The organism is Calothrix sp. PCC 6303 (assembly GCF_000317435.1).
GTDB lineage: Bacteria > Cyanobacteriota > Cyanobacteriia > Cyanobacteriales > Nostocaceae > PCC-6303.
Map to the genome: position 1 here is coordinate 3624779 of NC_019751.1, position 15002 is coordinate 3639780.

Here is a 15002-nt window from a genome sequence, read left to right on the forward strand (position 1 = left end):
TTTGCACTTTATTTAATCCACGTTCCTTACTTGTCCTGGTATTTTATCTAGTGACTCTAAAATTATTTTTTGAGATAAATTAAACTATCAGAATTATGACAGGTTTTAATCTCTAAAAAATGCAAAACTATATACAAATCACACTACTAGTCTGTCAAGATAAAAATGACGCTTGTAGAGACGTGGCATTGCTACGTCTCTAGGGAATTGTGGATTTGTACACAACCGTCAAAATAAAATTGACAGACCACTACCTACACTAGGAAAATGTCAAATTTAGAAAACATTTTCTCAAGTGCAGCATTATTTACTCTCTATTAGGTGTCAAGCATAAATTTTTTTGTTACCTATGACTAAAGTAATAGATGGAGTTGATTGAAATAGGAAATTAGACACTTGTAGGTATTTAGAGCAAAATTTTAGAATCAGTGCTGTCGCAAATGCTCTTGCTCCTGAGCTTATCGACTATGAACTGCCTTAATTCAGGTATGTGGCTAAATTCTCATAAGAGGCTAGATGTTCCAACTAGCCTCTGTTTTTTTGAGAAGTCATCTTGGTGCATACATCATGATCAAAATCCCTCCAAGTATAATTCCCCCACCAATTAAATCTAGTTTGTCGGGTACAAAACCATCTATTTTCCAACTCCAAATTAGGGAAAGAATAATAAATATCCCCCCATAAGCCGCATAGGTGCGACCAAAATTAGTAGGTTGCTTTGTCGCTACAAATCCGTAAACAATCAGCAAAATTGAGCCGATTACCCCTAGGTAAGGGCTTTTTCCTTCCCGTAACCATAACCAAACTAAGTAACCTCCGCCAATTTCGCACAGACCCGCAATGATAAAGTAAAAAAGTGAATTAATTAACTGCATAGGTGTGGCGATAAAAGTATAAAAAGTTATATTTATTTATCTGATGTCAGAAAGAGGAAAAGGGGCAGGGAGCAGAGGAGAAGACCGCGACAGAGCTTGGACTCCGCCCCGTATAAGCCTCCTAAAAAGACGGGGGTTGTACCCATGTTCAACTCCGCTTCTTGGAAACTATTTGGGAGGCAAAGCCCCCCAAATGTTTCCGCTCCACGCAGGTGGAAAAGGCTTGCTCCCCCTGCCTCTTGCGGTCATCAACGTCAGTATGAGTTTCAAAACAAATTGTATAGATTTATTGACAAAATTCAATCAGGTTTTCATCGATTTATTTCAGTGATATCCCCTAAAATCTAAGATACGCTAATGTCTAGTTAAGACATTATTTGTGAATGTCGGCGAATTACCTAACACTTTAATGGGTTTAAAAATGACAACTTATTCACCACGTACCTCTGTTTTGAAAAAAACAGCGAGTATCACTTTATCTAAACCAGCACAGATATCACTATTTATGATGCTGAGTTCGTTAAGCATTTGGACTGTCTTGTTTTCTACTTATCCTGCGGTTCATAATGCAGCACATGCTACCCGTCACAGCACACCATTGGTTGCTTGTCATTAGGTTTTAGCTTTGATTAAAAGTTAAAAATTCTTCTTTGTAGATGCAGTTTATTGCCTGATGATGGTTGTGGTAAAGTCATAGCCCATTAGTTGTTTAAGATAATCGGCAATTTTCTCTTAGGTAACTAAAAAAATGCATCTACTTACTTTTTGCTTTCAAACTTACCAGGCATGGGAATAAATGATTTATATGCACAGAAAATATAGATTTTTGGCGGTGGTTAGTTTTGTTTGCATTCTACTTTCGATATTTTCATCTTACAAAGGGGTATCCCAAACACCAAGCGCAAAAGTACAGCTGGTGACAAACCCAGCAGTGGAAAAAATTATCCCGTTTAGAGGTGGTGGTGCTGCTAAACATCAAGAACCTGTCACCATGACTTTTCAAGCTTTAGATGCAACTGGTAAACCTGTAAAAGATGCCAAAATTGGTTTAGAAATTCTTACCCCTTCTCCTACTCCCTTCTGGACAACTGATTTTCCGATTGTTGAGGGAACTAAGTTACTGAAGATGGAAACAGCAGCACCAGAAGGTAAGTTAGAAATTAGGGAAATGTTGCCGATTCGGGGAAGGTATCAATTTAATTTGAATGTGGCACCTTTAGCCGCGAATAGCTTTCAGCCTTATGAACAAACACTGTTTTTGAACGTATCGGAAAACCCAGTTAAGTTTAAGTATTTAGCCGTGACGGTAGCGATTTTGTTGGCTGTGGGGTTGTTAGGTGGCTTGGTAATTGGTGGACAGCAAGAACTGAAACCGGGAGAAATCGCACCATATCGTGTTCGTCTGCTATTAAGCGGTTTGATTGTAACCGCGATCGCGTTATTGTTATTTATCAATATCACTGCTGAAGTGGCAGAAGCACATGGTGGTGAGAAACATAATACTGAAGTTTTGCCTGCTGTCCAAAAAGTTCAAGGTTTAGATGTGCGTCTGGAAGGAAATAAAGATGCAACCGTCGGTAAAATGGCTGACTACAGCGTCCAGGTAAAAGATGGAAAGACAGGAGAAAGTATCAAAGATGTGGTTTTTCAAGTCAAAGCGGTTGCACTTGAAGATAATCTACCAATTTTTGCTTACAAAGCAATTCCTGATGCTAACGGTAAGTTAACTTGGCAACAGCAATTTTTTGATGGCGCACCCCATAAAATCCAAGTTGAGGCAACTCCTAAAGTGGGTTCTAATGTTCAATTTCCACCTGTGAAAGTCGAACAGGAAGTTGAAGTTGAAGGGATTGCACCACCGCTTTATATTCGGTTTGTCAGCTTATTTTACTTTACTGCAATTGTTGGAATTGGGATGGCGATGGGATTGTGGTTACAAAATAAGTTAGTTAAACGAACTGCATAGAACCTAGATTAATCTGGGAGATATGTTTGCTAATTAGCAATTCCCAACCCAGATGGTTTAAGCTAGCTGGAAGATTCTATATTTTATCGTAATAGAGACGGTGTTATGCCGAAAATAATTAATTTAGTTTCCCTTTTACTTGTCTGTGGTTTGTCGAGTTTGCCTGTACCAGTACGCGCTCAAGCATTACTACCCCATACATTACAGCTTGATGCCGCAAAATTAGAAAAACAAGGCTTGAGTTTGGCACAGGAAGCGGCTTCCCTGGGACAGTTCCAGCAGTATGAAATGGCTTTGCCACGCGCCCGTTTGGCTTCACAACTCGCCCCCAAAAGTGATAAAGTTTGGTTTCTCTTGGGTGGTTTGTATCTGCAAACCAAAGATTATCCCAATGCTATAACTGCTTTGAAAAAAGCACAAACCCTCAATCCCAAAAATGCGGATATCCAGTTTGCTTTGGGTTCGGTGAGTTTTCAGCAGGAAAAATATCAAGAAGCTGTGGCATTTTATCAGGCTGGTTTAAAACTAAAACCCAATGACTCTGAAGGCTTATTTGATTTGGGTAATGCCTATTATATGTTGGGTAGATTGGCAGATGCGATCGCGCAATACAACCAAGCTGTCTCCCAAAATCAAAAATTCTGGCCCGCTATCAACAATATTGGCTTAATCTTCTACGAACAAGGTGACAGCCAAGGTGCTATCAAAAAATGGCAATCGGCTGTAGCCCTCGAAAAACAAGCGGCAGAACCACTGATGGCATTAGCTGTTGCTCTCTACACTAAGGGTGATCAAAAGCAAGCTGTAGTTTTTGCAGAACAAGCACTACGGATCGATGGACGTTATGCCGATCTAGAATTCCTCAAACAAAATCTCTGGGGAGAACGTCTCCTCGGAGACACAAAAAAGTTGCTGGAATTACCAGCCATTCAAGCTGCTCTTCAACAGGGTGGTAGTTAAAACAAGTCGCAAATCCCAAGTAAGTTTTGTGACGGGGATTTGGACAAGGTACTTTTGTGGCGGAAACTTCCCCCACAAAGCTGCCACCCCGATACAAAATAAGCTGTCTATAGACAATAGACACAGGGGAATTAAACCCCCAGTGCTGTGAAAATCACTTGAAACTACTTTGTGACATTTAGCATTTGCTTTTCAAAACCCACTGCTAAAAAATTAGTAGCAAACCTTCCTCATAATACACATGTACTGTAAACTGAGATAGTTATTACCCACTGAGCATCAGGGGTAATAATGTAAAAACAGTAAAGCCAGCTTGAGAGGATGAGAATGTCACAGCTACAAGGAAATCAGGTAGAAATATTCAAAGCTTGTGAGTGGAATCCTACCACTCATAAGCAAAATATTATTCATAGACTCCAAAAATTGCGACTGTTTTCTGCCTCACTACATACCTCAATTCGCGTCTTTAGGTAAAAGTGCCACAATTTGGTCAACAAACTGTTGATGGTCTACAACAGGTTTGGAAATATAACCATCAGCCCCACTTTGCTTGAGAAAAGCTTCACGATCCCCTTCCATAGCATGTGCTGTCACCAAAATAATTGGTAAATAGGCAGTTTGTGGATCTGATTTCAACATTTGTGTAATCTTGATGCCATCAACAGATTTACCTTGGTAAACACTTCGTGACAGAGAAACATCCATCAAGATTATATCCGCCTGTCCAGCTTGGGCAATTTGCATCACCTCTTCCACGTTTTCAGTGTGTTTTACATCCAGACCACCTCGTTTGGTCAAAATTTTGGAAAAAACACGAGCATTAATCAGATCATCTTCAACAATCAAAACAGTTTTCATGCGATTTTAATTAATAGGGTAAGGGGATGACCACTTAAATCAGTTATCAGTTATCAGTGAACAGTTATCAGAGTTTTAGCTCTTTACCTTCGGGACAACAGGCTCATTAAACATAGAGGACTAGCATTTCTCTGGAAGTGCGGGACATTGACCCGACCGATAAATACATCACTCTTTACTAACAACTTTTCACTGCTCACTGTTAAATAAAACAGTTGCCAACCTCCTTCTAATTAATCTATGTGTATCCTCTTTATCAAGGATAATACTACCCTTTTTATCCTTGAACCGGTAAAAAAAATTGTGATGAAGTCTATTTCATCCGTTATGCTGTGGTTGCAGCAAAATTTCATGTCCGCGTCATATCGGCGATATTTTTAGCAACTTTTGTGTAGTTAAACTTCAGGTAAAAACTCATGGCAAAACAGTTAAACCTTCTCCCGACGGGACAGGTAATCACCACAGCACTGCATACGGAGATGCAGCGATCTTACCTGGAATATGCCATGAGTGTGATTGTCGGGCGGGCATTGCCAGATGTGCGTGATGGCTTAAAACCCGTTCACCGACGAATTTTATATGCAATGCATGAGTTAGGTTTGGTACCAGATCGACCTTACCGTAAATGCGCTCGTGTAGTGGGGGATGTGTTGGGTAAATATCACCCCCACGGGGATCAGTCGGTTTATGATGCTTTAGTGCGGTTGGTACAGGATTTTTCCAGCCGCTACCCATTGTTGGCAGGACATGGTAACTTCGGGAGTGTGGATAACGATCCACCAGCTGCCATGCGTTACACCGAAACTCGCCTTGCAGCAATTGGTCATGAGGGGATGCTGACGGAAATTGGCGAAGAAACTGTAGAATTTATCGGTAACTTCGATAATTCCCAGCAGGAACCAACCGTATTACCTGCCCAATTACCATTTTTGATACTTAATGGTTGTGCGGGGATTGCGGTGGGAATGGCAACTAATGTCCCACCACATAACCTTTGCGAGGTTGTGGATGGGTTGATTGCCCTCATTGATAACCCAGAATTGTCAGATGAAAAGTTGTTTGAATTCATACCGGGTCCAGATTTCCCTACAGGTGGCGAAATTGTTGGGACGGCGGGGATTCGTGAAGCCTACACTACAGGACGAGGTAGTATTGTGCTGCGGGGGGTTGTCAATATTGAAGAAATTGCAGCAACTCGCGGCACTAAACGACGCAATGCCATTATTGTCACGGAATTACCATATCAAGTAAATAAAGCTGGTTGGATTGAAAAGGTTGCCGAATTAGTTAACCAGGGACGTTTACACGGAATTTCTGACTTGCGCGACGAAAGCGATCGCGAAGGGATGCGAGTGGTAATAGAATTGAAGCGCGATACCAATCCCCAAGAAGTTCTCCAGAATTTACACCACCAAACTGCACTCCAAACAAATTTTGGGGCGATTTTGTTAGCAATTGTTGACGGACAACCCCGACAATTAAGTTTACGAAATTTACTTCAGGAATTTTTGAAGTACCGGGAGGAAACTCTCAACCGTCGCTACAGTTATGAGTTAGGGAAGGCTGAAAATCGTCTACATTTGGTGGAGGGTTTACGCAAAGCCCTCTCGAATTTAGATACAGTAATTGATATTTTGCGTCACGCACCCGATGGTAGTTCGGCAAAACCAACTTTACAAAGCCGTTTGGAGTTGAGTGAAGTCCAAGCTGATGCCATTTTATCAATGCCGTTACGCCGTCTTACAGGCTTGGAACAGCAAAACCTCCAACAGGAGTTTAACGAACTCACAACCCAAATAGAAATACTGCGGAGGCTATTAAGCGATCGCAAAGAACTGTTAAAGTCCCTTAAGAAAGACTTGCGATCGCTTAAACGCAAATTTGGTGATGAACGTCGTACTAAGCTTGCCAAGGAAGAAGCAGTTAGCCGCAACACCAAAGAATCTCGAAATCCATCTGGAGAAGCAGACACACCCAAATCCAAAACATCCACTCTGAAGTTGGAAACACCAGCCGAAGAAGTAATCGTAGAATTCACCCATCGCGGTTACGTCAGACGACAACCCGCTAATCGCAAATCCAAGATTGATAACGGTATCCCCGAAAACGACTTCATTATCAACACCTTGCAAACGGAAACCAATCAAGATGTTTTGGTAATTACTAGTGGGGGTAAAGTCTACCCCATTGGTATAAATGAAATTTCACCTGCCACCGGGAAAAATACACGGGGTACTCCCCTAATTACTTTGCTCACCAGCACTGCCCAGGGAACCCAAGAAGGAATCATTAACCGCTTTTTGCTTTCTGAGCAAGAAATGATTCTCCTCACAAAGCAAGGACGAATTAAGCGCCTAGCAGCTACGGAGTTAATGGGAATTACTCGACGCGGTGCCACCGTTTTGAAGCTAAAGGACGATGATGAATTGTTGTTAACTAAGTTTGTTAATCCTGGTGAGCAAATGATTATTGCTAGTTCTGGCGGCAGAATGCTCCGCTTTGAAATCAACGATTTACAATTGCCAGCTATGGGACGCGCAGCTATGGGGTTACAAGCTTTACGTTTGGGCAAACAACAGCGTATGGCTGGTGGTTTAGCTTTGGCAATGAATGATGACTTTTTGATTGTGACTGAAGAAGGATATGCTAAACGTATGGCTGTCACCCAACTACCTCGTGCAAATCGTGGTGATTTGGGAGCGCAATCTTTGAAATTGAGTAAAACTGATAACTTGGCAGGAATTGTTAAAACCAGTTCTGTTCCCGAAATTGTTTTAATTACAAATCAACAACGCATCATCAAGATTCCTGTCTCTAGCATCCCAATATCAACCAAAGATACCAAGAGTGATACCTACGGTGGTGGATTACGCATTCTGGTTCCTAACCGTGATGAGAAAGTAACTACGGTTATGGAATTAAAGTAAAATCAAATCCAAAAAATAAATCATCAGACCTATCTATCTGTACGGGCGGCACCCAGGCTAAACGATTTTAATCGCCGTGGTCTTCTTTATCTATATATCCGTGATTCACACGATAAAAATGACGGTGTAGAGACGTAGGAATGTTACGTCTCTACAACCGTCAAAATAAAATTGACAAACTACTAGAGACGTTTCACCGGAACGTCTTTTTTTTTCTACTTGACCAAGCGACAAATACTATCAATAAGTAAAATAAGAACAATTGCAAATTGCAATAATATTTCTGTATATGTAAACTTATGCAACAATTAAAATCTTTGTTATATTAGTTTACATAGAGCAATAAAACTTCGTAATTCCTTCTGGGAGTAACAATTATGCAAACTACAAATAAAGTAACCACACCCGTAAACGAAAATCGCAACGCTTGGCGCTGGGGCTTCACACCTCAAGCAGAAGTTTGGAATGGTCGCTTGGCTATGATAGGTTTTGTAGCAGCAGCTTTGATTGAATTGTTCTCAGGTCAAGGTTTCTTGCACTTCTGGGGTATCCTCTAAACTGAGGATAGTGCGGAACTAGAAAAGTATAAAAACTAGAAAGCCTGGTGGTGCATAATTGCGCCGCCAGGCTTTTTAGTTGGTTTGTTAAAGCTTAACTAAGGATTAGCAACTAAATATTGAGGGTGGGGACTTTCGCGTACCGTTAAAAATATAGGACATGTTAGTTTCATGTCCTATCAAACCGATAACTGTTAACGGATATATTCTTTTAAAACACTGTTCCGGTTGGGGTGACGTAACTTGCGTAGCGCTTTCGCTTCAATTTGGCGAATACGTTCACGAGTAACGTTGAAAATTTGCCCAATCTCTTCCAAAGTTTTCATTCTGCCATCATCTAAACCGTAACGTAAACGCAAAACATCCCGTTCACGAGGGCTGAGGCTATCAAGAACTTTTTCTAGATCTTCCCGTAACAAGTTTTTAGATACTTGATCTTCAGGTGTTTCACCGTCAGACTCAATAAAGTCACCTAAGCGAGAATCTTCCTCTTTACCAATGGGTGTTTCCAAAGAAATTGGTAGCTGGGCAGATTTAGCAATGAACCTCAACTTTTCAATGGTCATTTCCATCCGAGTAGCGATTTCTTCTTCGGTTGGTTTACGTCCCATCTCCTGAGACAACAGCTTGGTGGTTTTCTTGATCCGGGAAATGGTTTCGTACAAGTGGACAGGTAGACGAATAGTGCGGGATTGATCTGCAATTGCCCTTGTAATAGCTTGACGAATCCACCATGTTGCGTATGTTGAGAACTTGTAACCTTTTTCATGGTCAAATTTCTCTGCCGCACGAATCAAACCAAGGCTACCTTCTTGAATCAAATCTTGGAAGGATAAACCACGATTCATGTATTTCTTGGCAATTGAAACCACAAGTCGCAAGTTGGATTGCACCATCTTATCTTTTGCCCGACGACCGATATGCAGACGGTAGCGGAATTGTGGTAGAGGAACCTGTACAGCTTCAGCCCATTCGCTATCTTTAGGATCACGATCTAGCTGCTGGGATAATTTTTCACGGATACGCTCTAATTCCAATAAATCAGCAATTTTCCGTGCCAATTCAATTTCTTCGTCCGCACGTAGAAGTCGAATTCGACCAATTTCTTGCAAGTAAAGACGAATCGAATCTTCTGTATAGTGCTTCTTTTTCGCCTGTGCTCGACGACGTGACTTTACACCTTTTCCAGGCTTGGTGTCGTCCTCATCAGACTGAGAGTCTATAAACTCGTCATCGCCTTCATCAGTGAGTAGTAAATCGTCTTCATCTTCAATTAAAAGCTCTTCTAACTCGATATCAGGCTGACCGATAATTGCTACTTCAGGCTGATAGATATTTTCGAGTACGTTGTTAGCCTGGTTCATGCCGCGTTCCTCATGCTCCTTGCAGAATCGATTACTCAAGACTATGAATGTACCGCTGTTAAAATCGGCGGTTTATCTTTCACCTCATTAAAGAGGTTTATGACTAATTTACATTAAGATGTTTTCGGAAGTTCTAACACACTTCGGGAAATTTTGTTGAATGAATTTTCCAAATGTAATAGATGAGAATAATTGAAACATGAGGCTGAATATTACCTTATGTTTCAGGATCTCAGAGTGATAACTAAATTGTCGCTGTCATCACAAACAAACCTATATTTAAGAGCTTTACTTGGTGACAGAAAATTTCTAGTTAACTCCCCCATCTTAGTAAATAATATCAATGTTGGTAGATAACAAAGCTTTGAACTTGTTAGCTTTGAACTTGTTAGTCTACAAAAGACTTGTCTTTCTCAAAGCATTAATCCATTACAACCAAATATTGTGTTTAGGAAACACTTTTGTAAAGACTGTTCCGATTGTAGCCTGTTTCACAAAAAATGCACGCTTTTTGTGTTTCACTTACAAACTAATCAAAAAAGTCCAAGTCTGTTTTACCAAAAAGACATGCAACCAGGTTGTTACGACCTGACTTAGCCGAACATTTTTGGAACTTACGGCAAGGTACTTCGATTTTTAAAATCGAGTACAGATGTTTTAGTCAACTTTATTGGGTCTACTAAAACACCAATTATCTAGCGAGAGGATAATTTAGATCAACTGCACTATTAGCTTGCCTGCATTCATTTTGGTATTTCCTTAATTAAATACTTAAGTATGTAATTGATCCTGACTTTTTAGACTATGTTTACTCAACTTAGCCGCAGGTGACAAAATGTGCTGTTGTTAACAGCTTTCAATCAATCTTTAGGATAAGTTGATACTAGTTAGCAGACATCACTAATGTGGATGCCAGGAAAAAACCTTTCACCTCTAAGTTTGTTGCTGTTTAATCCATTTATGTACACTACTAGCTCTTGTTTATGTCTTGTATTCTGGTATACCGCTTCAGATGTTTCATTCTGAGGAATAGGATACGCTTGACTTTAACTAAGTAGTTTAGTTTTAGATAAATTCAACCCATTGGGCAGATTTATTCAAATTTAGCTTATTTAATTTTAATGGTTTGTTAGTGCTTTGCTGAAATCAGTAAACACAAACTATTTTTATTGTATACAACGTATTTTAATCAATTCACAAGTCATTTGGTACTCAAGAGTAACAATATTAGCTCACTGGCTACAAAAGTGCATAGGGTAGTTGCAAAAATATCACTATAAAAACTTTTCTAAGTCATAGTCAGAATGACTATATTTCCGATTTTGCTGGAAATAAAAACATGCTGAGTTTAAGAATGTCATCGGATTGATGTAGCGATCGCATAATTAATTGGAGGGCTAATTCTCGTCTAGCAAGTAAAAAAGCTTGATTTTTCAGTGTTTCCCCCTAGTTGCGGGACGCAGAAAAGTTGCCTATATAGACACAATAAATTTTAGTTCAAGCCACTTAGTAGTCATAAGGTATATTTATTATCTACATTCATTAAAATCATAATTATCTATCAGACGGTAGCGCCAATATCATTGAAATATTTTGACAAAAAAATAGTAAATTTTTGTGAATAAATTATTTTCAGGGCGAATTTAGCTAGAATTTTTGCCCTCTGTGTTTGATTATCAGCCCCAGCCTTAGCAATTAGCATAAGATGACGAATAAATTATAGATAGTATAAGCGGGACTAATGACACGTATTTTAACCTGCCATTTGTCCACTATATTCTTTCTTCGCTGATTGGTGAGTTACTTACCCCAACTGCCTACAGCCTGTTTCGGAATGTATGATTAATTTTGCACTATTACTTAATTAGCGAATAAAATCTGCACGGGGTTTGAAAGTTTCGATTTGTCTTAGCTTCTCGTAAAGTTCCCGTTCTTCTTGGGTAATAGTTTTAGGTGTAACTATTTGAATTTCCACCAACTGATCGCCACGTTTGCCATTTTCTTGAGGATAACCCTTATTTGCCAGACGAAATCTTTGACCAGAGCGTACACCTTGGGGGATACTCATTTTCACCGGACCATCTAGGGTTGGGGCTTCAACTTGCCCACCAAGTACAGCTTCACTGGGTGTCACGGGTACCTGACAGAAAATATTGGTACCTTCGAGTTTAAATAGTGGATGAGGTTCAACGGTGATTTTTAGGTATAAATCACCACCATTAATGCCTTGATCGCGGAGGCGAATAGTTTGACCTGTCACCATAGCACCAGGCATATTTACCTCTAAAGAACGTCCATCTTCAAGACGAATTCTTTCTAAACCACCATTGTAAGCCTTTTCTAGGGGAACAGTCAGTCTAGCTTCGATATCACGACGACTAGGACGTGGATTGGGTGTATAGGCAACTTTCCGATTTGGTTCGCGGAAAGGATCAGTGTTAGTTGATGTTGTCTTACGAGTGCTACTATTTACACCCATCACCTGATTGATAAAACTATCAAAACTATCAAACTGGCTAGGATCTACTTCACCGTTATCAGTTCGACTATTACCATTACCTCCCCAAGTTTTGACTTTGGGAGTTTTTTGGGAGGAAAAGCCCTTTTGCTTCCAGTAGCGGCTAAACTCGTCGTATTGAGAGCGTTTAGCTTCGTCTAAAAGAACTTCTTTTGCTTCGTTAATATCCTTAAATTTTTCAGCAGCTTGAGCATTACCCTGGTTACGATCAGGATGGTATTGCAGCGCTAATTTTCGGTAAGCTTTTCTGATGTCATCGTAGGATGCATCTTTGGTTACTCCCAAAATTTCGTAATAATCACGAAAATTCTGCAAATTCTGCGGCATAGTCACTAGTTTTAATTGATATCTGAGATTTTATTTTTTTTGATATAGGGATTTAAAGAACGTTCAAAGCTAACTTTGGTTTAGAATTGTTGACACTTTAGTTACTGATTACAAAATATTAAATCTAAATTCCGTATTAACGGAATTATTTTTAGAATAGACAAATATATTTACTAACGTAAAGGCGGAAAACCCGCCCTGTTAGCAAAATAAGCAAATGTTGCCTCTTAGTGCTTTTCTAGAGGCTCAATTTTCACTCAATATCTTTTCTCTAACTCGTTCCTTGTCTCCGGCAAGGAATGCATATCCTTTATCCTTTGGCTCCGCCTCCAGTCAGAACAAGCTCTTTTGTACACACAAGTCGGTATTATACTTGCGTGTACACCGTAGGTTTATTGTTAAAGGGGCTGAAAAGTCAACTTTCTTCGTGAGATTTAGTCACCCTTACTATTTATAGCCAGTCATCATCGTCATCCCAATTATCTTGATAAGTAGGACGTGGTGTTCCTCCACGAGAATCACTACGCTGTTTACCGCTGCCTAATCCACCTTCAGAAGTACGTCTATAGCTGGCATCGTTGTAGTTACCGCGTCCTCGATCTCGATTGGAGTCTTGACCATAATTATCTTGGTTTCTGCCAGCATCTCGACCGTAATTATCCTGTCCATAGCTGTTACGATCTTTGCCATAATCACGATTATAGCTATCGCCACTATAGGTGCTGCGACCATAACCACGGGAATCATCGCGGTCATCTTTGTCACCACCTGTGAAAATATCCTTGATGGTGCCAAATAAATCGTCATCTTCGTCGTCGGCGTAATATTGACGAACTTCCCGATTAAGTTCGTAGAGGGCATCTTGCAAATCGGCGTAGGTTTGATCGATACCTCGCTCATCATTAGCTTGGAGGGCTTCCCGCAATTCCCGACAGATGTTGTCAATGGAGGTGCGGCGGCTGCGGGCAAATTGCATCCCGAAATCTAGGGCGATTTCTCGCAGTTGTCTTTCACTTTGCTGAATTAGGGTTTCGGCACGGGTACGTTTTTCGACTTTTTCTTTGCGTTGGCGATCGATTTCGGCGAATTTCTCCGCTTCTCGCACTGCCAGGTTAATTTCTGATTCGCTGAGGGTGGAGGCTCCTTGAATTGTAATGCTTTGCTCTCTTCCAGTGGTGCGGTCTAATGCTGTAACTTGGAGAATACCGTTAGCATCCACATCAAATGATACCTGGACTTGGGGAATACCTCTGGGGGCTGGGGGAATGCCATATAGCTTGAAACGTCCCAGGGACTTGTTATCGCTTGCCATTTCCCGCTCACCTTGAACTACGTGGATTTCCACAGTGTTCTGGTTGTTTTCGGACGTGGAGAAGATATCCGAACGGCGTACCGGGATGGTTGTGTTGCGGGGAATGAGTTTTTTGGCAACACCGCCAATTGTTTCCAAACCGATGGAAAGGGGGGTGACATCCAGAAGTAGAATATCTTTGAGTTCGCCACCCAAAATCCCAGCTTGAATTGCGGCACCAATCGCCACAACCTCGTCAGGGTTGACATTTTCGTTTGCTTCGATGCCAATTAAAGCTTCAATTAATTGCTTGATCATGGGCATTCGGGTGGAACCTCCCACCAAAACCACCTCATCAATGTCTTCTGGGGTTAAACCAGCGTCGCGGAGGGAACGTTTTACAGGATTGCGAACACGTCCAACGAGATCATCGCATAGGGATTCAAACTGCGATCGCGTTAAGCGAGTTTCGATATGTTTTGGTCCGTCTTCGGTGGCGGTAATAAAGGGTAAATTGATATCGGTGACGCTGACGGCAGAAAGTTCAATTTTGGCTTTCTCTGCTGCTTCCATTAATCGCTGTAAGGCTTGTCTATCCTTACGTAAGTCTACCCCTTCCGTCTCTAAAAATTGTTCTGCCAACCAGCCCACAATTTTATTATCAAAGTCATTCCCCCCTAGTTGGGTATCCCCGCTGGTGGATTTCACTTCAAACACACCGTCGCCGATTTCCAAAATTGAGACATCAAAGGTGCCACCACCCAAATCGAACACCAAGATTAACTCACTTTCTCCCCGATCTAAACCATACGCCAAAGAAGCTGCCGTGGGTTCGTTGAGAATTCTGAGTACATCTAAACCAGCAATTCTCCCAGCATCCCTGGTGGCTTGGCGTTGGGAGTCATTAAAATATGCCGGAACTGTAATCACAGCACCAGTTACAGGCATACCTAAATAACGGCTAGCATCATCTGCCAACTTCTTGAGAATCATCGCCGAAATTTCTTCGGGGGAAAATTCCTTACTTAAACGTGGGCAAACAACCTTAATATTACCCACTTCGTCTTTGCGAACAGTATAGGGAATGCGCTTCGATTCCGGGTTTAGTTCGGCATATTTGCGCCCGATAAAACGTTTGATAGCAAAATAAGTATTTTGAGGGTTGAGGACAGTTTGCCGACGTGCCATTTGTCCTACAACACGTTCACCATCTTTGCTAAAGCCCACCACGGAGGGAGTTGTTCGCGTACCTTCTGCATTGGCAATCACAACTGGTTTTCCTCCCTCCATGACGGCAACTACTGAGTTTGTCGTACCCAAGTCAATGCCGACTACCTTGCCCATGCGTTGCTCTTCTCC

10 protein-coding genes are annotated in these 15002 nt (G+C 41.1%); 5 read left to right on the forward strand and 5 right to left on the reverse strand.

The annotated features are described in order from the left end of the window. Positions 1-548: 548 nt before the first annotated feature. Entirely contained in the window at positions 549-875 is a 327-nt protein-coding gene (locus CAL6303_RS14905) for a YnfA family protein (RefSeq protein ID WP_015198636.1), read from the reverse strand. Positions 876-1296: 421 nt separating this feature from the next. Between CAL6303_RS14905 and CAL6303_RS14915 the strand changes: the two genes are divergently transcribed. The 3 genes from CAL6303_RS14915 (at position 1297) to CAL6303_RS14925 (ending at position 3801) form a co-directional block, all read left to right on the forward strand. Continuing rightward, entirely contained in the window at positions 1297-1491 is a 195-nt protein-coding gene (locus CAL6303_RS14915; RefSeq protein WP_041740615.1) for a CbtB domain-containing protein, read from the forward strand. Positions 1492-1671: 180 nt separating this feature from the next. Beyond that, the gene (locus CAL6303_RS14920; RefSeq protein WP_015198639.1) at positions 1672-2841 is read left to right on the forward strand and encodes a hypothetical protein; all 1170 of its coding nucleotides are present in this window, start codon (positions 1672-1674) and stop codon (positions 2839-2841) included. 105 nt (positions 2842-2946) lie between these two features. Continuing rightward, the gene (locus CAL6303_RS14925; RefSeq protein ID WP_015198640.1) at positions 2947-3801 is read left to right on the forward strand and encodes a tetratricopeptide repeat protein; all 855 of its coding nucleotides are present in this window, start codon (positions 2947-2949) and stop codon (positions 3799-3801) included. 453 nt (positions 3802-4254) lie between these two features. Here the strand turns inward: CAL6303_RS14925 and CAL6303_RS14930 are convergent, their stop codons facing one another. Further along, a complete protein-coding gene (locus CAL6303_RS14930) occupies positions 4255-4659 on the reverse strand; it encodes a response regulator (protein ID WP_015198642.1) in 405 nt (134 codons plus the stop codon). Between the two features lie 416 nt (positions 4660-5075). Between CAL6303_RS14930 and gyrA the strand changes: the two genes are divergently transcribed. Together gyrA and CAL6303_RS14940 are read left to right on the forward strand one after the other, a co-directional pair. Continuing rightward, positions 5076-7586 carry a DNA topoisomerase (ATP-hydrolyzing) subunit A gene (gyrA, locus tag CAL6303_RS14935; protein ID WP_015198643.1) on the forward strand — a complete coding sequence of 837 codons (2511 nt, stop codon included), beginning with the start codon at positions 5076-5078 and terminating at the stop codon, positions 7584-7586. A gap of 377 nt (positions 7587-7963) precedes the next feature. After that, positions 7964-8143 carry a chlorophyll a/b-binding protein gene (locus tag CAL6303_RS14940; protein ID WP_015198644.1) on the forward strand — a complete coding sequence of 60 codons (180 nt, stop codon included), beginning with the start codon at positions 7964-7966 and terminating at the stop codon, positions 8141-8143. Positions 8144-8337: 194 nt separating this feature from the next. Here CAL6303_RS14940 and rpoD read toward each other — a convergent pair whose 3' ends face one another. From rpoD to dnaK, 3 genes are all read right to left on the reverse strand, one after another. Beyond that, entirely contained in the window at positions 8338-9507 is a 1170-nt protein-coding gene (gene rpoD, locus CAL6303_RS14945; RefSeq protein ID WP_015198645.1) for an RNA polymerase sigma factor RpoD, read from the reverse strand. 1864 nt (positions 9508-11371) lie between these two features. Then, entirely contained in the window at positions 11372-12352 is a 981-nt protein-coding gene (locus tag CAL6303_RS14950; RefSeq protein WP_015198647.1) for a DnaJ C-terminal domain-containing protein, read from the reverse strand. A 451-nt stretch (positions 12353-12803) separates the two neighbouring features. Continuing rightward, positions 12804-14987 (reverse strand): molecular chaperone DnaK, encoded by a 2184-nt coding sequence (gene dnaK, locus CAL6303_RS14955; RefSeq protein WP_015198648.1) that lies wholly within the window; start codon positions 14985-14987, stop codon positions 12804-12806. Positions 14988-15002 lie beyond the last annotated feature (15 nt).